The organism is Marinobacter vulgaris, from assembly GCF_003344045.1.
Taxonomy (GTDB): Bacteria; Pseudomonadota; Gammaproteobacteria; order Pseudomonadales; family Oleiphilaceae; genus Marinobacter; species Marinobacter vulgaris.
Genome location: NZ_QFWX01000001.1, coordinates 459040 through 479235, shown reverse-complemented (window position 1 = coordinate 479235; position 20196 = coordinate 459040). Strand labels below are relative to the sequence as shown.

Here is a 20196-nt window from a genome sequence, read left to right as displayed (position 1 = left end):
GCGCGAACAGGCGAGCGCCTTCAGCCCAGCAGACACTCCCGCGACAACTTCTGGCTGAGTTCCCGCCGTTGTCGGCGCAGGCGGTTGCCCTGGTCGTTGGAATAACCGGCCCTGAGTTGCTGGTGAATTCGCGCCAGCTTTTTGCGATAGCCCTGGCAGCGGGCGTTATTGCGTTCGCGGGCTTCCTGTCGGTCTGATGGCCTCCGCTGGTCGCTGCTGCCAGCCTCCAGGCTGCGATTGACCTGCTCGTTGATGGCGCTTACCCGTTTACCCCGGGTAATGTTCTCCCGCATGGGAATCAGTGAAGGGCGTTTCAGTTCCACCTGGTCGTGCTCACCTTCACTGGGCTTCCTGTCGCTGAAGTGAGCGACACCCTGGTCGTCAACCCAGCGGTATACCTCTGCTACCGAAACGGCGGGGATAAAGACTGATACAAAAACTGCGACTTGCCTCCATGGCATTGGTTTCCACTCCCTGTGGTTTTGTTTGATGGCAGAAGCAGTATAAACAAAACCACAGGCTAGTGAGGGGCCCAGGCCTCAATTCGGGCACCCGGTCAGGCGTCCAGCAGTTCAATCCAGTGTTGAACCGGCACCTTCGCCTTTGTTTCCAGGTGCATCTGGCAGCCGATGTTGGCGGTAACGATGCGGTCCGGGCTGTCCACGGTCAGGGCCTTGAGTTTGTTGTTCAGCAATCGCTGGCTGAGTTCCGGCTGGAGAATCGAGTAGGTGCCGGCGGAACCGCAGCACAGGTGCTTCTCTTTGGTGTCCGCCAGCTCAATTCCCGCTTTGCGCAATACCTGGTCAACCACGCCGCTTTGCTGCATGGCGTGTTGCAGGGTGCAGGGGCAGTGGAAGGCTACCTTGCCGGCACCTTTGGGAACGTCCAGTTTTTCCAGGTCCTGTTTCAGCAGGAAAGCCCCCAGGTCAATGGTCAGCTCGCTGACTTTCTGTGCCTTGGCGGCGTAGACCGGATCGCCTTTCAACAAATGGCCATACTCCTGGACCATGGCGCCACAACCGGAGGCGGTCATGATAATGGCTTCTGCACCGGCGTCGATAGCCGGCCACCAGGCGTCGATATTACGGCGCATGGCTTCCAGGGCCTTTTCGTGTTCAGACAGGTGATGATTCACGGCTCCGCAACAGCCGGCTTCTGGCGCCTCCACCATGCTGATACCAAGCCTGTCGAGCACCCGCGCAGCAGCGGCGTTGGTGTTCGGGGTTGCGGAAGGCTGAACGCAACCGGCCAGGGCCAGCACGATGCGCTCGTGGCTGGCCGCCGGCCAGGGGCTGGCCTGCTTTCTCGGCGGCACTTTGGTGCGCAGCTTTCCCGGCAACACGGGGCGGAAGAGCTGGCCCATGCGCAGCAACAGGCCAAACAACTGGCGATTGGGCAGAACGCGGGCAAGTGACCAGCGTATCCACCGTTCTTTGGGTGGCCGGGGCATTTCCTGTTCCATGAGGCCGCGGCTGATGTCGAGCAGGCGACCGTACTTTACGCCGGAGGGGCAGGTAGTTTCGCAGCTGCGGCAGGTCAGGCAGCGGTCCAGGTGCTCACGGGATTTTTCGGTGACTTCTTCGCCTTCCAGAAACATTTTCATCAGGTAGATGCGGCCGCGGGGGCCATCGCGCTCGTCGTTCAGCTCCTGATATGTCGGGCAGGTGGCGGTGCAGAAGCCGCAGTGGACGCAGGCTCGCAGGATGGACTCGGCTTCCTGCCCTTCTGCTGTGTTGGCGAATTGTTGGACTAGGTTGGTTTGCATTGTTTACCTGCTATCAAACTGTGTGCATGAGCGGGTGAGGTAGGGGTATCTGAAATACGCTCAAGCCCTCCATGGGCGCTTGGGCTCCGCCATCCCTGGCTCCGCACAATTTCAGATACCCCTACCCCACCCGCTTTCAGATTTTGTGCTGACCGCCTGACTCGAGTTCCGATGCGGAGCGGCTGGGGCACCCCTTGCGAAACTGTGCGGAGCCAGGGATGGCGGAGCCCAAGCGTCACATGGATGTGCCGAAGGAGCGTGTTTCGGAAGGGGTGTCCCAGCCGATCTGCCAACTCCGAAATCACTATCACAGCCAGCTATACAGCCGCCCCGGATTAAAAATACCCTCGGGGTCGAACGATTTCTTCAGCCGGCTCTGGAGTTCCTTCAGCGCCCTCGGCTGGTGGTGCATGACTTCATCGGTGCGGTCGCCGCCACGGAACAGGCTTACCTGGCCGCCGGCGCGTTGGGCCAGGGTTTCCATTCGGGCGATGTCGGCTTCGCCGCGATACCAGCGCTGGGAGCCGGCCCAGTCGATCAGCCAGGGGCCGTCCAGTTCCGGGTTACCGGCGGTGGATCCGACAGAGAAACGCCAGAGTGGTTCATCGCCGGCAAAGAAGTCGTGTTGCATGTGCTGGAGCTGTTGCCAGAAAGCATCGCCCTGCTCGGTGACGTCACCGGACCACTTTTCAGCGGTGGCTTCCACGGCGGATCTGGCGCCAGCCAGGCGCAGATAGACTTTGCCGTCCACCCAGGCAGCGCCGGTGATGGGTTTGGGCTCTTTTGCGCGGCTGTTCATGTAGTGGATCACATCGTCCAGGGACATCTCTTCCACCAGGGTCAGGGACATGGCCGGTTTTGGCATGACCTTGAGGCTGATTTCGGTGATGGCGCCGAGGGTGCCCATGGCGCCGGCCTGCAGCCGGGAGGTGTCGTAGCCGGCCACGTTTTTCATCACCTGGCCACCGAAGCGCAGGTGTTCGCCCTTGCCGTTGAGCAGGCGAATGCCCAGCACCTGATCCCTTACCGAGCCGGACCAGGGCCGTGCCGGGCCGGAGAGGTTACAGGCCAGGGTGCCGCCGAGGGTGGAACCCTCACCAAACCTGGGCGGCTCGAAATGCAGGCACTGGCCCTCTTCCGCCAGGGTGGCTTCGATTTCTGCCAGGTTAGTGCCCGCGCGAGCGGTCATTATCAGTTCAACCGGGTGGTACTCCACAATCCCGGTGTGTTCGCCAAGTTTCAGCGTGCCGGCGTCGGTATCGGCGGACCGGCCCATAAAGGCCTTGGTGCCACCGCCTTCAATGTTGAGTTTCTGGCCGGATTTTCCAGCCTGGAGAATCTGCTCTTTGAGCGTCTGCGAAATATCACCCATGCGCAGCTTCCACCGTGTCGTGCTTGTGTTGTTTGTGTTCCAGGGAACGGTATTCCTGGCAGAAACGCAGGGCGGGCACGCCCTTGCCAGGATTGAGAATACCCGCCGGGTCAAAGGCGGCCTTGACGTCGTGGAACTGTTGCAGTTCTTCATCGTTGAACTGCACCGCCATCTGGCGGATTTTTTCCACACCCACGCCGTGCTCGCCAGTAATGCAGCCCCCCACCTCCACGCACAGATCGAGAATGCGGCCACCGAAGGCTTCGGTACGTTCAAACTCACCGGGCACGTTGGCATCGAACAGGATCAGCGGGTGCAGGTTGCCGTCGCCGGCATGGAATACGTTGGCAACGCGCAGCCCGAATTCCTCCGACATTTTTTCCATTTCCAGCAGCACGTGGGCCAGATACCGCCGCGGGATAGTGCCGTCCATGCAGTAATAATCCGGTGAGATACGCCCCACCGCCGGGAACGCGGATTTACGGCCTTTCCACAGCAGCGCCCGCTCTTCCTCACTCTGGGAGGTTTTTACCGAGGTGGCGCCCAGCTTGCGGAACAGGGCCTCTGCCTGTGCGATATGTTCGTGGACCTCCTCTTCGGTGCCATCAACCTCACACAGCAGCAGTGCCTTGGCCTCCCGCGGGTAGCCCGCCTGGGCAAAATCGTCGGCGGCGATAATGGCGTGGCCGTCCATCATTTCCAGGCCACCGGGGATAATGCCGTGGGAAATGATGCCACCGACGGCATCACCGGCTTTCTGAACGCTGTCGAAGCCAGCCATCACCACCTGGGCCACTTCCGGTTTGGGCAGCAGCTTTACCTTCACTTCGGTCACTATACCCAGCAGGCCTTCAGAGCCGGTCATCAGTGCCAGCAGGTCCATGCCGCATACATCCAGGGCGTCACTGCCAATGGTGACCCGCTCGCCCTCGGCGGTAATCATCTCGACGCTGAGAATGTTATGAACCGTCAGGCCATACTTGAGGCAATGCACGCCGCCGGAGTTCTCAGCCACGTTACCGCCGATGGTGCAGGCAATCTGGGACGAGGGATCAGGCCCGTAATAGAGCCCGAACTGGGCCGCCTCTTCGCTGATGGCCAGGTTGCGGACACCCGGCTGCAACCGCGCCGTGCGGGCCAGCGGGTCAATATCCAGAATGCGGTTGAACTTGGCCAGCGACAATACCACGCCCTCTTTATGGGGCATGGCACCGGCGCTCAGGCCGGTACCGGCACCACGGGCCACCACGGGCACTTCATGCTCGTTGCAGATGCGCATTATCCGCTGCACCTGCTCGGCGGTCTCCGGTAGCACCACGAGCATGGGCATCTCACAATACATGGACATGCCGTCGCACTCGTAGGGCTTCATGGTTTCGTTATCAGTGATAACAAAATCCGGGTCTATGAACGCGCGGAACTGTTCCGCCAGTTCCGCTCTGCTGACTTTCGGCTTGGTGGTCATATCATTCTCTGGAGTCAATGGCTTCAGGTGTGACAGCCCTCAACCACGTTTAGTTTCGAAATAATCGATGCCGGCCTGGGCGCAATCCATGTCCTGCTGGGGCGTGCCGGAGCTGAGCCCGATACCACCGACAACCTCGCCATCAACAATCACCGGTAAACCGCCCCCTACGGAACTGATACGACCACCCACCTCGGTGTGGATGCCAAAGGCCAGCTTGCCCGGGACATTGACCGCGTTGTAATCGTGGGTGGCCTTCTTCGCAGCGGATGCGGTGAAAGATTTATCCTGGGCGATGGTCACACTGCTGATCTTGCCACCGTCCATGCGCTCGAACGCAATCAGGTTGCCGGACTCGTCGGTAATGGCAATGCACATGGGCACGCCGATTTCCCGGGCTTTTTCAGCTGCCCCTTCAATGAGCATCCGCGCTTCAGCAAGGTCCAGTCGTTTGATCGTCAACATAAAGCATTACTCCTTGAATTGATTAACCGTAAACCAGCCCTGGCAGCCAGGTGACAAGGCCGGGGATCATGATACACATAAACAGGCCAAGCGCCTGAATAGCCAGGAACACCAGTGATGACTTGAAAATCGTGGCCATGGATATTTCCGGCGGGCATACACCGCGGAGGTAGAACAATGCGTACCCAAATGGCGGACTGAGGAACGACATCTGCATATTGACCAGATAGAGCACACCGAACCAGAGCACCACGTCTTCCCCTGCCACCGGCGGGAAGCCCAACAGCCCCGAAAACTCCAGAGCTTTGACAATAGGAATGAAGATAGGAACTGCCAGCAGCAGTATGCCAACCCAGTCCAGGAACATGCCCAGAACCACCAACAGGAACATCAGCAGGAAAAGAATGCCATAAGGCGACATGCCAGTACCCAGGATGGCATCCGTTACAAATTGCTGGCCACCCTGAAGGATGTAGAAGCCAACAAAGACCGAGGCACCGAACATGATCCACAGCACCATGGCAGATGCCTTGGTAGTGGTTACAGATGCTTCCCGCAGCCCGCCAATAGAGAACTTACCATGCATTATGGCCACCACGATGGCGCCAAAGGAGCCGATACCCGCCGCTTCCACCGGCGTTGCGATGCCACCAAACAACAGGCCCAACACCAGAAACACCAGAACCAGTGGAGCAATCAGGTTTTTCGTGAGAAGGAGCTTTTCCTTCAGGGAAATCCGCTCTTCCACCGGTACGGGCGGCCCCAGCTTCGGATTGATCCAGCTGCGGATCAGCACATAGGCTATGTACAGGGAAGACAACATCAGGCCCGGGATCACCGAGCCAAGATACAACTCACCGACCGATTGCTGCGCGACAACCGCGTAGAGAATCGCCAGGATCGAGGGCGGAATCAGTATACCCAGAGTACCGCCAGCCATGATTGAGCCCAGCGCTATCTTCTGGTCATATCCGCGTTTGAGCATCGCAGGCAGAGCGATGATACCCATAGTGACAACCGCAGCTCCAATAACGCCCACCATGGCTGCAAGAAGGGTAGAGGCCAGGATGGTTGCTGTCGCCAGACCACCGCTGAGGCCGCCCATCCACTTGTAGACGACGCTGAACATTTCCTCAATCAAGCCCGCGCGCTCAAGCATCGAGGCCATGAAGATAAACAGCGGTATCGCCGCCAGATCTGAGTTGGTCATCATCGGGAAGATACGACCCGGGACGAGGTTCAGCATCATCGCGTCGCCCACCAGGTAGATGAACATCACCCCGAGACCGCCAGTCACGAAAGCCAGTGGCAACCCCATCATCAGGGCCACGGCAAGGGAACCGAACATCAGATAGGTCAGAGGCCCGACCTTGACATCAGAAAGGCTGCCGGAGAGCTTGAACAGGAATTTCTCGTCGCTCCAGGGGTCGTAGAAAAGAATGTTGATCATTTCCACACAGATAACAAACGCCAGTGCCACTGTGGCGATAATCATCAGCCAGGTGCTCAGCTTCCCGACAAGGTTACTGCCCGGCGCAGTTGTTGTATTTGTAGTCATGCGGTGCGCTCCCGGCCAAGACGGACAAACAGGACAATATCCTTGATCAGCTTGGATGTGCCTGCGAGTAAGAGAAGAACTGAACCCACCACCATCATGCCTTTCGCCGGCCAGTGCTGGATGCCCCAGGTCTCAACCGTGGTTTCGTTCATGGCGTAGGAATCCTGGAAAAAGCTCCAGGAGGTAACCAGCAGAATCAGGGCAAAAATGAAGAAGAACATGGATGTAAAGATATCCAGGCCAATTCTTCCTCGTGCTGGCAGCATGTTGTACATCACATCTACACGCACGTGGGCACCATGAAGCATGGCAAATGCGCCAGCCAACATGTATTGCATACCAAGCAGCAGAAAGCTGGCTTCGTGAACCCAGATGCTCGGCATGTTGAAGAGGTAGCGCATCACCACTCCATAGAAATAGAACACAACGGCATTGATTGTCCAGAACGACACGAACAGCCCGGACTTGTCACAAATCCAGTCCACTACTTTGGTAAACCAGTTGCCCTCGAACTGGAGATAGATCAGCGGATCCTCCTCTTCCGCCTGCAATTCCGCCGGTGTCAATTCCGGTTCGACAGTCTCGCCTCCGTGACCACTACTCCATTTGTCCCAGGCCATCATGATCAGTGGCATGACCGCAAGCCAGCCCCAGTAGAACCAGTGCGGCATTACGAATCCGAAACCTTCGAGATCAGACATGTTGTTACTTCCTCAGCCACAAAACGGGGAAGGCGGGAGACTCCCTTGCCGGAGTCATCCCTGACCTTCCCCCTGTTTCTTATTTTATCAGTTCAGCAAGGCGCTACCGGCCCGGTACACCTTCGAGGTCAGACTCATCGATATAGCCGACGGTCTCGTTCATCATGTACTCGATCTGGATATCGAAGATGGCACGGGCATCCTCGTCCTTGTTCGCCCACTTGTACCAGATCGGAATGGCTTTGCGGCGCCATTCATCCACGTCTTCCTGGCTCAGACGGCTCACGGTATCCCCTGCGTCCTTGAACTTCTCCATGGCTTCGATGTTGCGCTTCTGGATGGTCAGGTAGTGCTTCTGGGAATAGATGCGGACTTCATCCTCGACAAGCTGCTGGAGTTTCGGATCCAGAGCATTCCAGGCACGCATGTTCACCGTCAGATCCATCAGGTCCACCGGCTGGTAGATGGACATCACGCCCGGAGGTCCGAACAGGATGTAATCCGTCACCTGGGAGAAACCCAGCTCCCAGTTCACCGCCGGGCCCACATAGTCGGCTGCGTCGATGGTGCCCTTTTCCAGGGCCGGGAAGATGTCAGAGCCTGGCAGGCTCACGGTGGAGGCACCGAACGCCTGGAATACCTCCGCAACCATACCACCAGGAACCCGCAGCTTCAGGCCTTTAAGGTCATCGAGGCTGTTTACCGGCTCCTTGGAATGGATGATATTGGCATCGTGCTGGATCGGGCCAACGTAGAACAGCCCGAACTTCTCGTAGATTTCCCGGGTCTTCTCCAGCATGCCCATGGAATAGAACATGATATCCCACTGATGGGGCTGGTCAGGACCGGCTGGGTAGGAAGACAGGAACACTGACGCGGGAATCTTGCCGGACCAGTACAGGGTGAACGGATTCATGCCCTGCAGTACGCCGCTGCGAACCGAATCGAACAGGGAATTGTTATCGGCGGCGACAGCCTTGGCGGGGAAACACTTGAAGATCAGTTCACCGCCGGATTTCTCTTCCATACCATTGCACCAGTCCTCGAACAGGTCGTAGCCGACCGTGCCCGCGTCCCAAACGGACTGGATCTTCCAGGTTGTTGCAGCATGGGCCTGGCCGGCACCCATCAGCATAGCGCCGGCAAAGGCCGCACCTAAAGCTGCAGCTTTGAGAAAGCTTCTGCGAGGTTGACCCTCGCCAGTATCACTTTTATTACGGATGTTATTGTTGGAATCCATCGAAACATCTCCGTGGCTTTTTCCGTTGGCTTTGTTGTTATGAGCGTCACAGCAACGCCGGCGCAGGCCGACATTATACTGATACTCGTAGCCTTAGCCGGTTTAGTCCAGCCCGGGAGCCACTGGTCATACCAGTTTTTGAAGTACAAAAAATGGACGAAATACTCTGAATCAGCCATATTTAGAGGGCGCGGACCCATATCGGTTGCCGAAGAATCGACAACAATCAGAACCACTACTGGTCAGACCACACAGTACACAGGCATCAAAATGGCAATCTCCCAGGAAATTTCATACCGGCTGGAACGCCTTATTCTTGATGGCGGGCTGGCTCCGGAGCAGAAAATACCTTCTGAGCGGCAACTGGCAACACGATTGGGAGTCTCCCGCGCAGTGATTCGAGAGGCCCTCCACGAACTTCAGGGCCGCGGTGTTATTGAAACCCGGCATGGCAAGGGTTCGTTTGTGGCCAGCATGTTGCCCCGAACTGACGACCTGGACCCGCAGAGCCCGCTGATGCTCCTTTTTGAGGGCCACCCGAGAACGCTCTTTGATCTATTGGAAGTACGGGAACAGCTTGAAGGGCAGGCCGCTTACCTTGCAGCAAAACGCGCCACCACTCTGGACCTTCATCGCATCACCAAAGCCTATACAGCACTGGAACAGACTGACCCGCTTACCAATGCCAGGCCGGACCATAACTTTCATCAGGCTATTGTGGAGGCTTCCCACAATCCAGTGCTGGTACACGTGCTGAACGGCCTCAAGAACCTCATGTTGTTGACCGTCCAGGCATCGGTGGCCAACCTGAATCCGCGGGAGGAAATGCGCAACAAGATCTCCCGCCAACACAAACGCATCTACCAGGCGGTGATGGCAAAAAACCCCGAGGCGGCCAGGCGCATTGCGATGTCCCATGTGCGTTTTGTCAGTGATGCAATGCGGGGCATTGAGCAGCAGGGTACCGCCATTATCCGCGAACCGTTCAACGGTCCTGCATCGGTCGCTACCTCACCATAAAACCCTTAATCGGCAAAAAACTTGCGTCAAATACTCATTCATCCACAATTAACCGGCGGATCGGCAGTGAAGGCGGTTTCCTGCCGGGCGGGTATTGATTTTGCTGGCCACTGTCCGTAAAACTTGCGCCTTTGTTCAGACAGCCTCAGGAGTCATCTATGGCGGAAACAGCGCCTCTGATCTGCAGGGATATTTGCAAGACCTTTGACCAGTTGGAGGTACTCAAGGGTATTTCGCTGGAAACCAGGAAAGGTGATGTCATATCCATGATCGGCAGCTCCGGCTCCGGCAAGAGTACGTTTTTGCGCTGCATCAACCTGTTGGAAACACCCACTTCCGGCGACATTATCGTGCACGGCGACCCGATCCGGTTCACAACCAACCGCAAGGGCGAGCGTATTCCGGCGGACAACAAACAGGTTGAGCTGATACGCGCCCGGCTTTCCATGGTGTTCCAGAGTTTCAATCTCTGGTCCCATATGACGGTTCTTGAGAACATTATTGAAGCACCGGTGCACGTGCTCAAGGTCCCCAAAAAGGAAGCGATCGAGAGAGCGGAAGCCTACCTGAACAAGGTTGGCATCTATGAGCGCAAGGACTACTACCCCGCCCAGATGTCCGGCGGACAGCAGCAGCGGGCCGCCATCGCCCGGGCCCTGGCGATGGAGCCGGAGGTCATGCTGTTTGACGAGCCGACGTCGGCGTTGGATCCCGAGCTGGTAGGAGAAGTGTTACGAGTGATGCAGAGCCTGGCGGAGGAAGGCAGAACCATGATCGTGGTCACCCACGAGATGTCTTTTGCCAGGGATGTGTCGTCCCAGGTCCTGTTCTTGCATCAGGGCGTGATTGAGGAGCAGGGCACGCCGGACAAGGTCTTTGACAATCCGGACTCGGAACGGATGAGGCAGTTTCTGGCCCCCAACTTCTGATGTGCGTGCTATCTTGAAATCAGCAATAAGGCAGACCACTGCCGATAATAAAGCCCACAAGGCACATAACGACTGGAGAAGTGACTCATGAAAAAACTGATTGTTGCAGCAAGCGTAGCCCTGTCCATGATGGCAGGTGTCGCTCAGGCTCAGGAACGCGATCTGCGCATTGCATTCGACGTTCCCTACGCGCCTTTCGAATACAAGGATGATGACGGCGAACTGACCGGTTTCGAAGTGGAACTGGCCGAAGCCATGTGTGAAGAGATGAACGCCAACTGCGAGTTTGTCATCCAGGCGTGGGACGGCATGATTCCGGGCCTGTTGGCCCGCAAGTTCGACCTGATCATGTCGTCCATGTCCATCACCCCCGAGCGTGCGGAGCGGGTACTGTTCTCCGAGCCTTACTACAACACTCCGGGTGGCTGGTTCGCACGTGAAGGCTTCGACACCGATGTGACCGACATGGATGCCATGGAAGGAAAGACCGTTGGCGTGCAGCGCGGCACCACCATGGACACCCATGTAACCGAGGAGATGGGCGGCATTGTTAATATCAAACGCTACACCACCGCTGACGACATGGTTCTTGACCTGGAAGGCCAGCGCCTCGACGTGGTCTTTGTGGACTACCCGGTAGGTGAGCAGACCATCCTGAGCAAGGAAGGTTTCAAGGAAGTGGGTGAGCCGGTCAAGCTTGGCCAGGGTGTCGGCGTTGCCATGCGCAAGCGCGATGAGGACCTGGCCGAGGAAGTAAACGCGGCCCTCGCCACACTGAAGGAAGATGGCACCTACGACGCCATCATGGAAAAGTACTTCGCCTACGACATCAAGATGTAAAACTGGCCTAGGGGCAGCCTTTTTGGCTGCCCCTGCTCACCGGATGCTTCCATGATCGACCTGAAAGGCTACGGCCCGGCCCTGCTGGATGGCGCAGTGGTCACCATTGAGCTGGCTCTCCTTTCCCTTGCCCTGTCTTTGGCGCTCGGCCTGATTGGCGCCTCTGCCAAACTGTCCAAAAGTCGCGTAGCCATTGCAATAGCCACCACCTACACCACCCTGATCCGGGGCGTACCGGATCTGGTTATGATGCTGCTGTTTTACTACGGTGGCCAGGTTGCCGTTAACAACCTGTCTGATTATCTTTACGACGCCTACGGCGTGGACTTTTTCTTCCAGTTCGACCCGTTTATCGCCGGCGTTCTTACCATTGGCCTGATCTTTGGCGCCTACATGGCGGAAACCTTTCGGGGCGCCTTCCTGGCTGTCGACAGCGGCCAGATTGAAGCCGCCCGCGCTTACGGCTTCAGCCGCTGGCGCACGTTCCACCGGATCATACTGCCGCAGATGCTGCGCCATGCGCTGCCCGGCCTCGGCAATAACTGGCAGGTGCTGCTGAAAACCACCGCACTGGTTTCCATCATCGGCCTGACCGATATGGTTCGGGTGGCCGAAGAGGCCGCCAAGGCCGAACGCATGCCGTTCCATTTCTTCATTCCGGTGGCGTTTGTTTACCTCAGCCTGACGGCCATTTCCGAGCTGTTTATCAAGTGGCTCACCAAGCGCGCCAATGTTGGCGTGGTACAGGGGAGCTGAACCATGCCCGAGTTTCTCGCTGAGCTGCTGAGCCAGAACGACATCTTTACCGCATCGACCATCATGGAATACTGGGGCGGGCTGGTTACCACGGTTCAACTGGTCTTCCTGTCGCTGGTGTTGGGTCTGGTCCTGGCCGTTCCGCTGGCGATCCTGCGCACCTCGAAAAACCCGCTGATCAATGCTCCGGTCTGGTTCTACACCTATATTTTCCGGGGCACGCCGCTGCTGATCCAGCTCTACATTATTTACTACGGGCTCGCCCAGATCGAGGGCATCCAGCAGACGTTCTGGTGGGAAATCTTTCGGGGAGCCTTTTACCCTGCCCTGCTGGCGTTTACCCTGAACACCGCCGCCTACACCACGGAAATCATCCGTGGCGCCATTGTGGCCACGCCCAGTGGCGAGATTGAGGCGGCAAAAGCCTACGGCATGAGCTGGGCACTGCGCATGCGCCGCATCATACTGCCGAGCGCCGCCAGGCGCGCGGTACAGGCCTACTCCAACGAGGTCATTTTCATGCTTCACGCCAGTGCGATTGCCAGCGTGGTGACCCTGGTGGACCTGACCGGCGCGGCGCGTAACATCTATTCCCGGTTCTACGCACCGTTTGATGCGTTTATCTTTGTGGCGCTGATCTACATGGCGCTGACGTTCATGCTGGTGTTTGCATTCCGCAAACTGGAAAACTATCTGTTACAGCATCAGCGGCCGGTGAGTGGCTGATCCTGACATTGGCTGAGGGAAGCGGGGAGTCCCATGACGGTTCGAGAACTGGTTTTTGGTCGCGGTCGCGACTGGCTCTCTCATACCCTGTCGACCGCCGAGCATGCGTCTTCAGAGAAAGTCGTTGTGCTTGGCGATGGGACCGGGCTGCAGCTCCAGGATTCCGGACTGCTTTACCTGGAGCCCCCGACCGGGTGCGCCAATCCCAATAATGAGTCGCTGATTGTTTCCGCCGGTATTCATGGCAATGAAACCGCGCCCATTGAAGTCCTGAACAGCCTGCTCAATGAACTGCTCGACGGCCAGTGGCGACTGGCCTGCCCGATGCTGCTGATACTGGGCAATCCGCAGGCGATGGATGCCGGTAAGCGCTTTATCGAGGCCAATCTCAACCGGCTGTTTGGCGGCGCCCATCGCAACCCCGAATACCGTGAGCTTGCCGAAGCGGAGCGGGCATGGAAGCTTGAACGGGCCTGTGAGGCCTTTGCCTCGAAGCATCCCGCCAACCTCTGCCACTACGACCTGCATACCGCCATCCGCCCTTCCCTGAGGGAGAAATTTGCGCTTTATCCGTTTATTGAAGGGCGGGATGTGCCCCGGGCTCAGGTTGATTTCCTGCTGGAGGCCGGGGTGGATACCCTGCTGATGCAGCACCGTGAGGGCACCACTTTTGCCTCGTTTTCCTCAACCGCACTGGGTGCAGAAAGCTTTACCGTGGAGCTTGGCAAGGTCCACCCTTTCGGGCACAACGACCTTGGCCGTTTCACCGCCATCAGCAACGCCCTGAGGCGGCGGATGAAAGGCGAGCCGCCACCGGACCCTGGCAAGGCCGCGAAACCGATAACGGTGTTTGAAGTGGTTCACGAGATCCTGAATACCGGCGACAGCTTCCGCTTTCATGTGCCCGACGATGTGGCCAACTTCACCATGTATGACCCCGGCACGGTGATATGGGAGGATGACACCACCTGCTACAGGGTGGGCGACGAGCCCGAAGGCATTGTCTTCCCCAACCGTCACGTGCCCGTTGGCCACCGAGTGGGGCTGATGGTGAAGCACCGCCACCGCTAGCCACTAGGCCGGTGCGTTCTCCGGTTCAGCCACCTTGCAGCGGATGACACGCGTGCACACCGACGGCACGACCAGCAGCGTCAGCACCGTGGAGGCCAGCAACCCCGATATGATGGCCCAGGCCATGGGCGGCCACAGTGTCGAGCTGGAGAAAGCCAGGGGCAGCAGGCCGGCAACGGTGGTGCCGGTTGTCAGCAGAATCGGCCGGGTGCGCTGCTCTACCGCCTTGCGGACCGCATCACGAATGGCATCGCCCTGCTCCAACTGCCGGTCCATGACGTCCAGCAACACGATGGCGTTGTTCACCACGATCCCCACCAGCGCAATCACCCCCAGCAGAGACTGAAAGCCGAACGGCGAACCCGAGAGCACCAGCCCCGGGAAAATGCCCACCGTCGCCAGCGGCACGGTCAGCAGAATAATCCCGACGCGGCGGAAGGAGTTGAACTGTATCAGCAGGAAGAACAGCAATAGCAGCACGCCGATAGGCGCCGTGGTCAGCAGGGCATTGTTGGCATCGCCAGAGCCCTCGGCATCGCCGCCCATCTCCAGCCGGGTTCCGGCCGGCAGCGGGTTGTCGTCAAGCGCTGCATCCAGGCCTTCCAGCGCCTGGCTGAAGCTGTAGCCGGCATGCAGATTGGACCATACGGTGTTCATCCGGGTGCCGTTACGCTGGTAGAGGGCGGCCGACTGCCAGGAGGTTTCTACCGAGGCGATGGCCGAAAGGGGTACGGCATCCCCCTGATCGTTGTAGATATTCACGGACAGCAATCTTGGCAGTGACAGGCTGGTGCCTTCCCGGGAGCGCAGCACCAGTGGAATCGGATCGTCCTCCTGACGATACTGTTCCGCCACCACGCCAAAACTCTGGCCGTAGAGGCTCTGGGCTACGTCAGACCGGTTCAGGCCGAAGCGGGCCGCACTGGCATCGTCGACATTGATGGCAATACTGGGAATGCCTATATCCAGGTCGTGACGCACATCCACGGTACCCTCAACGTTGCGCAGTGCGGAGAACAGCTGCTCTACCGCCCGCGCCCGGGTTTCATCGTTGGCGTGGTAGACCCGGAGTTCCACCGGCGCGGCACGGGGTGGCCCCTGGCCGAGGATGCCTGCGGTCACCTGCAACTCCGGCATCTCCTGCCCGACATACTCGCGTATCCACTCCACAAGGCCGGTCGTGTCCTCCAGAGTGGGTGTGGCTACCACGATCCGGCCCCGGTTTGGCGCCTGGGGTTCCCGCCTCAGGTTGTAATAGAAACTGGGCCCGGTGAAACCGGTGAACCGGTGCACCTTGACCGCCTCCGGCCGGGCGCGGATGGCCCGCTCCAGGTCAGCCGCGACCTGCGACGTGCGCTGCTGATCCGTGCCTTCCGGCATGTACAGCTCAACGATAACCTGTGGCCGGTCCGCATTAGGAAAGAACTGCTGTTTCATGAACGGGGTCAGCGACAGGCTGAATAGCACCAGGGCTGCGCCCGCCAGAATCAGGGTTCCGGGCCGCCGGGCTACCAGGCTTCCCAGGAACCGGGACAGACCAACCAGCCGGTCTTCCCGCGCATTCACTTTGCGGGGCTTGAGAAAACGGGCCGCCAGCAGTGGCACGGCGGAAATGGCCAGCAGATAACTGACCGACAGGGTAAGCATGATCATCACCGGCACGCCGCGGGTGAAATCCGCCGTCCCGCCCTTGGAAAGCAGCAACGGCATGAACGCCGCTATGGTGGTGCCGGTGGAGGCTCCCAGGGGGCCGGCAAGTTCACGCACCGATTGCTTTAGGGCGTCGAGCCTGCGCATGCCGTCGTCGAGGTAGCCCTGGATGCTCTCCACAATCACGATGGCATTATCAATCAGGATACCCAGGGAAATCACCATGCCGATCACCGCTATCTGGTGCAGCACCCCGCCGCCAAGGTCATAGAGCCCGATACTGATCAGCGCCACCATGGGCAGGATCGACGCCACCAGAATACCCATGCGGATACCCATGCCGGTGAACACCACCGCCACGATGATGATCACCGACAGAACCAGGCTCCAGGCCAGGTTGTCCAGGCGCTCTTCCACCTTGTCAGGCTGGAAGAACATTTCGCGAATCTGGTAGGGGGCGAATTCCTCGCGCACCGTCGACAGCCGCTCACGAAGCCGTTCGCCGAAACGGATGGCGTCGGTGCTGCCCTCCTCCATGATCATGGATACCAGCACCACCCGTTCGCCGTCGTACCAGGCTTCCGGTTGTCGTGGCTCGGCGGGGCCGCGCCACACTTCCGCGGCGGCGGCCAGTGGCACCTGGGAGCCATCCGGCAGTTCGATGGGGGTGGCGCGGATGGCGTCCACGCTGGTGAATTCACTGTTGGGCAGCACCGACAGGCGGCGGCCATCCGCCACGATAAAACCACCCGGGGTGGTCTGGTTCCGGCGCGCAAGCGTGTCCAGTATCCGGGCCGGAGAGATGCCGAGCCGATAAAGGGCGGCATCGTCCAGCGCCAGAGTGATCTGCTCGTCGACGTCGCCATCCAGTTCAATGCGGGATACTCCGGGAATATCCGCCAGGTTCTGTTTCAGCCGCTCTGCCACATCACTCAGCTCCGTCACCGAACTGGAGCCACCGACTGCCAGGATGATGGCGGGGATATCAATCATGCGGTCATCAAGCACCATCTGGCCCACATCGTCCGGGAATTCCAGACGCGCACTGTCCATGGCCTGGCGCACCCGGTCCCAGGCGGAATCGGTGTCGTAGATGGTGTCATTCAGGCGCACCCGGAAAACCGCCACGCCGGTGCGGGCAGTGGCCTGGACGAAATCCACTTCCTCCACCTGCCGCAGTTCATCAGACAATGGCTGCAGCACCAGCCGTTCCAGTGCCTCGGCACTGGCACCGGGGTAGTTAACGGTAATCAGGCCTGCACGATACGGAAACGAGGGATCTTCTTGGCGGGGCATGGTGCTGTAGGCGGCAATACCCAGCAGGCACAGCATGGTCACCACCATGCCCAGCAAGCGCTGGAAGTTCAGCAGGCGCACTGACATCAGCGCACCTCCACCGCATCACCGTCGGAAATCCGGGTCATGCCGGCGAAGATCACCTGGTCACCGGCGGTGAGGTCAGTGGCATCCACCACCACGCGCTCGCCAATAATCCGCTGCACCGTGACCGGCACCCGGCGGGCGATGCCCCCGGAGACGCGAAACACGCTGGCGCCGCCATTGGATTTCATTACCGCCAACAGAGGCACCGTAGTGGCAACGGTCTCGCGGGGTGTCATTCCCACCTCCACCGGCTCCCCGGGCTCGAGGGTATCGGCAGGCAGGCTGACCAGCACCGGGTGAAGCTCACCGCGCACGCCGCCGGACTGGGCAATCTCCACAATGGAACCGGTTTCCGGCGGGTGGTTGCGGTCCTGCACGGACCACACCGGCAACAACTGCCCCAGCGCAACATGGCTGAGCATGTAAGCGGGCACCCGCACTTCCACTTCCCGGCCCTCCGGGGAAGACAGTCGCATAACCGGCTGCCCGGACGCCACGAACTCGTCACGCTCGACCAGCAATGCTTCCACGCGGCCGTCAAACGGCGCCCGCAATTCACTTTCCTGTAATAGCCGTGTGGCCTCTGCAAGAGACGCTTCCGCGGTTGCCATACTGGCCTTCAGGCTGTCCCGACGGGACGCCAGTTGCTCCAGCCCCTGCTGCGACACCACGCCCCGCTCATGCAACTGGCGGGAGCGCTCCCATTCACGCTGGGCCTGGTCGTACTGGGTTCTGAGCTCTTCCAGGCGCGCGGCGGCAGAGTCCCGGGCCGGCTCCAGGGCCGGATTGTAAACCCGCGCCAAAAGGTCACCGGTTTCCACGGTCTGCCCCAGTTCAACCGCCCGCTCACGCAGGGTGCCGCTGACCTGGAACGTCAGCGTTGCCCGCTGCGCCGCCCGCACCAGGCCGGAAAACCGGAGCGACACGCCCTCGGTCTGCCCGCCGGTCACTGCAGCCGCACGCACCGTTACCGGGTCAAGCCCTTTGTCCGGGCCTGGCTCACTGGATTTACAGCCACTGACCAGCAGAATCAGAACAGCCGCGAGGGAAGCAACGGCGAGATGCCGGGAGGTGTTCATTGAGACGTCCTCTTTACCCTGTTCAGGGTATGTTGTTTTGGGCCCATCCGGTGGACAAAAAATTATTACCCGACATAATGTCATTCTTTGACAATTTGTCAATAATCGGCTTATATCCCCACCATGTATCACGAGAGTGCCGTCTCGATAATCCGGAATCCCCTATGAGTGAGCCGTTGAAAACCCGTAGAGAGAAAGAAAAGCAGGCAAGGTACGACGCCATCCTGGACGCCGCCGAGCTGGCATTTGCAGAGAAAGGCTACGAACGCACGTCCATGGATGACATCGCCCGCACCGCTGCCCTGAGCCGCGCGCTGCTGTATGTGTACTTCAGGGACAAGGCCGCCATCCAGCACGGCATCATGCTGCGGGCCGGCCACAGCCTGTGCCGCCGCTTCCGGGAAGCGCGCCAGACTGCCGATACCGGGCTGGCGCAGATCAGGGCCATGGGGGTGGCCTATTACCAGTTTTACCGTGACCAGCCGGATTACTTCTCAGCTCTCACCGCCGCGTCCACCGCCATGGCGGAGGCCGACGATGATCTGGCGAACGAGATGTTGCGCTGCAAGGCGGAGACCATGGATCTGATGGTAGGGGCAATTCATCTGGGGCTGAGCGACGGCACCATGAACCGCGACCGCATCCACGATCCGGTGGAAACAGCGCTATACCTTCGCGGCGCACTGCACGGCGTGATCATGCTGTGCCAGAGCGAAATGGCCGAAAGCGGCCAGGCGGGGAACTTCCCTGCCGAATCACTGATTCGGCACACCATGGAAATGCTGACGTCTTCTATTGCCTCTCGATAGGATTGGCAGAAAACTCAGAGCTGAAAGTCGTATATCGACCCCAGCCCCAGAATCCCGCTCAACTCATCCAGTGCCTTGCGCACCTCATCAAGCAGCATCGGATCACCCAGATCATCCTGGGACAGCTCGTCCCGGTAATGGGTCTTCACCCAGGTCGTCAACCGCTCGTAAAGCGCATCGTTGAGCAGAACACCCTGGTGCATGGCCCTGAGTTCATCGTCATCCAGCACCACCCGCAACCGCAGACATGCAGGACCACCGCCGTTGCGCATGGACTGTTTGACGTCGAACACCTCGACCGAGGTAATCGGCCCGGCGTTCGCCACCAGCTCATCCAGGTAGCGGCTGACGGAGGTAATTTCCCGACACTCCCCCGGTACCGCCAGCATCATGCCGTCCGGGGTATTCAGCAGCTGGCTGTTAAACAGATAAGAGGCCACCGCATCTTCCAGCGGGACCTGCTCGTTGCTGACCCGCACTGCCTCCAGCTCTGCACCGGTCAGGCGGGCGCGGATGCCGGCCAGCACCTGTTGCTCCTCCAGAAACGCCAGCTCGTGGTAGAACAGGGTGTTGGCGTTACCCACCGCGATGACGTCGTTATGGAATACGCCGGCGTCGATAGCGTCCGGGTTCTGTTGGGCGAAGACCACCTGGCTGTCGGTCAGGCCGTGCAACCTGGCAATGGCCTGGGAGGCTTCCAGTGCCTGGCGGGCAGGGTATCTTTTGGGGCCCGGTGCCTGTTCGTTGAAGGCAACCTTGCCATAAACGAACAGTTCCACACCCGGCTCGCCGTAACCGCCACACAGCCGGGTATGGTTGGCGGCGCCCTCGTCGCCGAACTGGCTGACCGACGGCAGCGCCGGGTGATGGGCAAAGCGGGATTCGTCCTTGAAAATGGACTTGAGCGCCCGGCCGGTGACCAGGTGTTCAATGGAGCGATGAAACTTGGCGCTCAGATTGGCCGGGGTGAAGTGCACGCGGTGATCCGACGTGTCGGCACTGGGCGAGACGGTGGCGGCATTCGCAGTCCACATGGTGGATGCCGAGGATACCGCCGCCAGCAGGGCCGGGCTCTGCTCGGCAGCAGCCCGCAGCACGTCGCCGTCAGAACCACCGAAGCCCAGCGCCCGCAGGGTGGGAATGTGGGGACGTTCATGGGGGGGAAGCACGCCCTGGACATAGCCCCTGTCAGCCAGCTGCTTCATCTTTGCCAGCCCCTGCAGGGCCGCTTCCCTGGGGTTGGAGACAGATCGGACGTTGGACCTGGAGGCCACGTTACCCCAGGAAAGCCCGGCGTAGTTATGGGTGGGCCCTACCAGGCCATCGAAGTTGGCTTCTACCGCGTGCTTGGCCATGTCTGGTTTTCC

At 59.5% G+C, this 20196-nt stretch carries 18 protein-coding genes; 7 read left to right on the top strand and 11 right to left on the bottom strand.

Translation table 11 applies throughout. From position 1 onward, the window contains the following. Nucleotides 1-20: 20 nt before the first annotated feature. From DIT71_RS02195 to dctP, 8 genes are all read right to left on the bottom strand, one after another. A complete protein-coding gene (locus DIT71_RS02195; protein ID WP_114611556.1) occupies nucleotides 21-461 on the bottom strand; it encodes a DUF4124 domain-containing protein in 441 nt (146 codons plus the stop codon). Between the two features lie 95 nt (nucleotides 462-556). Then, nucleotides 557-1765, bottom strand: a complete 1209-nt coding sequence (gene glcF / locus DIT71_RS02190) for a glycolate oxidase subunit GlcF (RefSeq protein WP_114611555.1) — start codon at nucleotides 1763-1765, stop codon at nucleotides 557-559. 307 nt (nucleotides 1766-2072) lie between these two features. Further along, on the bottom strand, nucleotides 2073-3137 hold the full coding sequence (gene glcE / locus DIT71_RS02185) for a glycolate oxidase subunit GlcE (protein ID WP_114611554.1): 1065 nt from the start codon (nucleotides 3135-3137) through the stop codon (nucleotides 2073-2075). Further along, nucleotides 3130-4602 carry an FAD-linked oxidase C-terminal domain-containing protein gene (locus DIT71_RS02180; RefSeq protein ID WP_114611553.1) on the bottom strand — a complete coding sequence of 491 codons (1473 nt, stop codon included), beginning with the start codon at nucleotides 4600-4602 and terminating at the stop codon, nucleotides 3130-3132. Before DIT71_RS02180 ends, glcE begins: the two co-directional genes overlap by 8 nt. 39 nt (nucleotides 4603-4641) lie before the next feature. Next, nucleotides 4642-5067 carry a GlcG/HbpS family heme-binding protein gene (locus tag DIT71_RS02175; RefSeq protein WP_114611552.1) on the bottom strand — a complete coding sequence of 142 codons (426 nt, stop codon included), beginning with the start codon at nucleotides 5065-5067 and terminating at the stop codon, nucleotides 4642-4644. 22 nt (nucleotides 5068-5089) lie between these two features. After that, nucleotides 5090-6625, bottom strand: a complete 1536-nt coding sequence (locus DIT71_RS02170) for a TRAP transporter large permease (RefSeq protein ID WP_114611551.1) — start codon at nucleotides 6623-6625, stop codon at nucleotides 5090-5092. Then, nucleotides 6622-7326 carry a TRAP transporter small permease subunit gene (locus DIT71_RS02165; RefSeq protein ID WP_114611550.1) on the bottom strand — a complete coding sequence of 235 codons (705 nt, stop codon included), beginning with the start codon at nucleotides 7324-7326 and terminating at the stop codon, nucleotides 6622-6624. Before DIT71_RS02165 ends, DIT71_RS02170 begins: the two co-directional genes overlap by 4 nt. Nucleotides 7327-7429: 103 nt before the next feature. After that, the gene (gene dctP, locus DIT71_RS02160) at nucleotides 7430-8566 is read right to left on the bottom strand and encodes a TRAP transporter substrate-binding protein DctP (protein WP_114611549.1); all 1137 of its coding nucleotides are present in this window, start codon (nucleotides 8564-8566) and stop codon (nucleotides 7430-7432) included. Between the two features lie 270 nt (nucleotides 8567-8836). Between dctP and DIT71_RS02155 the strand changes: the two genes are divergently transcribed. The 6 genes from DIT71_RS02155 to astE all read left to right on the top strand — a co-directional run bounded on the left by DIT71_RS02155 (nucleotide 8837) and on the right by astE (nucleotide 13908). Then, on the top strand, nucleotides 8837-9586 hold the full coding sequence (locus tag DIT71_RS02155) for an FCD domain-containing protein (protein WP_114611548.1): 750 nt from the start codon (nucleotides 8837-8839) through the stop codon (nucleotides 9584-9586). A 158-nt stretch (nucleotides 9587-9744) separates the two neighbouring features. After that, nucleotides 9745-10515, top strand: a complete 771-nt coding sequence (locus tag DIT71_RS02150; protein WP_114611547.1) for an ABC transporter ATP-binding protein — start codon at nucleotides 9745-9747, stop codon at nucleotides 10513-10515. An 87-nt stretch (nucleotides 10516-10602) separates the two neighbouring features. Continuing rightward, entirely contained in the window at nucleotides 10603-11355 is a 753-nt protein-coding gene (locus tag DIT71_RS02145) for a transporter substrate-binding domain-containing protein (RefSeq protein WP_114611546.1), read from the top strand. Between the two features lie 51 nt (nucleotides 11356-11406). Next, entirely contained in the window at nucleotides 11407-12111 is a 705-nt protein-coding gene (locus DIT71_RS02140; RefSeq protein WP_114611545.1) for an ABC transporter permease, read from the top strand. 3 nt (nucleotides 12112-12114) lie between these two features. Then, the gene (locus tag DIT71_RS02135) at nucleotides 12115-12837 is read left to right on the top strand and encodes an ABC transporter permease (RefSeq protein ID WP_114611544.1); all 723 of its coding nucleotides are present in this window, start codon (nucleotides 12115-12117) and stop codon (nucleotides 12835-12837) included. Between the two features lie 33 nt (nucleotides 12838-12870). Then, on the top strand, nucleotides 12871-13908 hold the full coding sequence (gene astE, locus DIT71_RS02130; protein ID WP_114611543.1) for a succinylglutamate desuccinylase: 1038 nt from the start codon (nucleotides 12871-12873) through the stop codon (nucleotides 13906-13908). A 3-nt stretch (nucleotides 13909-13911) separates the two neighbouring features. Here astE and DIT71_RS02125 read toward each other — a convergent pair whose 3' ends face one another. Then, complete coding sequence (locus DIT71_RS02125; RefSeq protein WP_114611542.1) at nucleotides 13912-16941, bottom strand: efflux RND transporter permease subunit; 3030 nt, start codon at nucleotides 16939-16941, stop codon at nucleotides 13912-13914. Further along, complete coding sequence (locus DIT71_RS02120) at nucleotides 16941-18020, bottom strand: efflux RND transporter periplasmic adaptor subunit (RefSeq protein ID WP_114611541.1); 1080 nt, start codon at nucleotides 18018-18020, stop codon at nucleotides 16941-16943. The genes DIT71_RS02125 and DIT71_RS02120 overlap by 1 nt, the downstream gene beginning before the upstream one ends. Before the next feature lie 164 nt (nucleotides 18021-18184). On the opposite strand from DIT71_RS02120, the gene DIT71_RS02115 reads away from it, so the two are divergent. After that, entirely contained in the window at nucleotides 18185-18829 is a 645-nt protein-coding gene (locus DIT71_RS02115; RefSeq protein ID WP_114611540.1) for a TetR/AcrR family transcriptional regulator, read from the top strand. Between the two features lie 14 nt (nucleotides 18830-18843). Here DIT71_RS02115 and astB read toward each other — a convergent pair whose 3' ends face one another. Next, the gene (gene astB, locus DIT71_RS02110) at nucleotides 18844-20184 is read right to left on the bottom strand and encodes an N-succinylarginine dihydrolase (protein WP_114611539.1); all 1341 of its coding nucleotides are present in this window, start codon (nucleotides 20182-20184) and stop codon (nucleotides 18844-18846) included. Between the last annotated feature and the right edge of the window lie 12 nt (nucleotides 20185-20196).

Excerpts from the sequence above, each read along its gene's own strand:
- DIT71_RS02195 (WP_114611556.1), bottom strand. The coding sequence starts at position 461 with ATGCCATGGAGGCAAGTCGCAGTTTTTGTATCAGTCTTTATCCCCGCC.
- glcF (WP_114611555.1), bottom strand. The coding sequence starts at position 1,765 with ATGCAAACCAACCTAGTCCAACAATTCGCCAACACAGCAGAAGGGCAG.
- glcE (WP_114611554.1), bottom strand. The coding sequence starts at position 3,137 with ATGGGTGATATTTCGCAGACGCTCAAAGAGCAGATTCTCCAGGCTGGA.
- DIT71_RS02180 (WP_114611553.1), bottom strand. The coding sequence starts at position 4,602 with ATGACCACCAAGCCGAAAGTCAGCAGAGCGGAACTGGCGGAACAGTTC.
- DIT71_RS02175 (WP_114611552.1), bottom strand. The coding sequence starts at position 5,067 with ATGTTGACGATCAAACGACTGGACCTTGCTGAAGCGCGGATGCTCATT.
- DIT71_RS02170 (WP_114611551.1), bottom strand. The coding sequence starts at position 6,625 with ATGACTACAAATACAACAACTGCGCCGGGCAGTAACCTTGTCGGGAAG.
- DIT71_RS02165 (WP_114611550.1), bottom strand. The coding sequence starts at position 7,326 with ATGTCTGATCTCGAAGGTTTCGGATTCGTAATGCCGCACTGGTTCTAC.
- dctP (WP_114611549.1), bottom strand. The coding sequence starts at position 8,566 with ATGGATTCCAACAATAACATCCGTAATAAAAGTGATACTGGCGAGGGT.
- DIT71_RS02155 (WP_114611548.1), top strand. The coding sequence starts at position 8,837 with ATGGCAATCTCCCAGGAAATTTCATACCGGCTGGAACGCCTTATTCTT.
- DIT71_RS02150 (WP_114611547.1), top strand. The coding sequence starts at position 9,745 with ATGGCGGAAACAGCGCCTCTGATCTGCAGGGATATTTGCAAGACCTTT.
- DIT71_RS02145 (WP_114611546.1), top strand. The coding sequence starts at position 10,603 with ATGAAAAAACTGATTGTTGCAGCAAGCGTAGCCCTGTCCATGATGGCA.
- DIT71_RS02140 (WP_114611545.1), top strand. The coding sequence starts at position 11,407 with ATGATCGACCTGAAAGGCTACGGCCCGGCCCTGCTGGATGGCGCAGTG.
- DIT71_RS02135 (WP_114611544.1), top strand. The coding sequence starts at position 12,115 with ATGCCCGAGTTTCTCGCTGAGCTGCTGAGCCAGAACGACATCTTTACC.
- astE (WP_114611543.1), top strand. The coding sequence starts at position 12,871 with ATGACGGTTCGAGAACTGGTTTTTGGTCGCGGTCGCGACTGGCTCTCT.
- DIT71_RS02125 (WP_114611542.1), bottom strand. The coding sequence starts at position 16,941 with ATGTCAGTGCGCCTGCTGAACTTCCAGCGCTTGCTGGGCATGGTGGTG.
- DIT71_RS02120 (WP_114611541.1), bottom strand. The coding sequence starts at position 18,020 with ATGAACACCTCCCGGCATCTCGCCGTTGCTTCCCTCGCGGCTGTTCTG.
- DIT71_RS02115 (WP_114611540.1), top strand. The coding sequence starts at position 18,185 with ATGAGTGAGCCGTTGAAAACCCGTAGAGAGAAAGAAAAGCAGGCAAGG.
- astB (WP_114611539.1), bottom strand. The coding sequence starts at position 20,184 with ATGGCCAAGCACGCGGTAGAAGCCAACTTCGATGGCCTGGTAGGGCCC.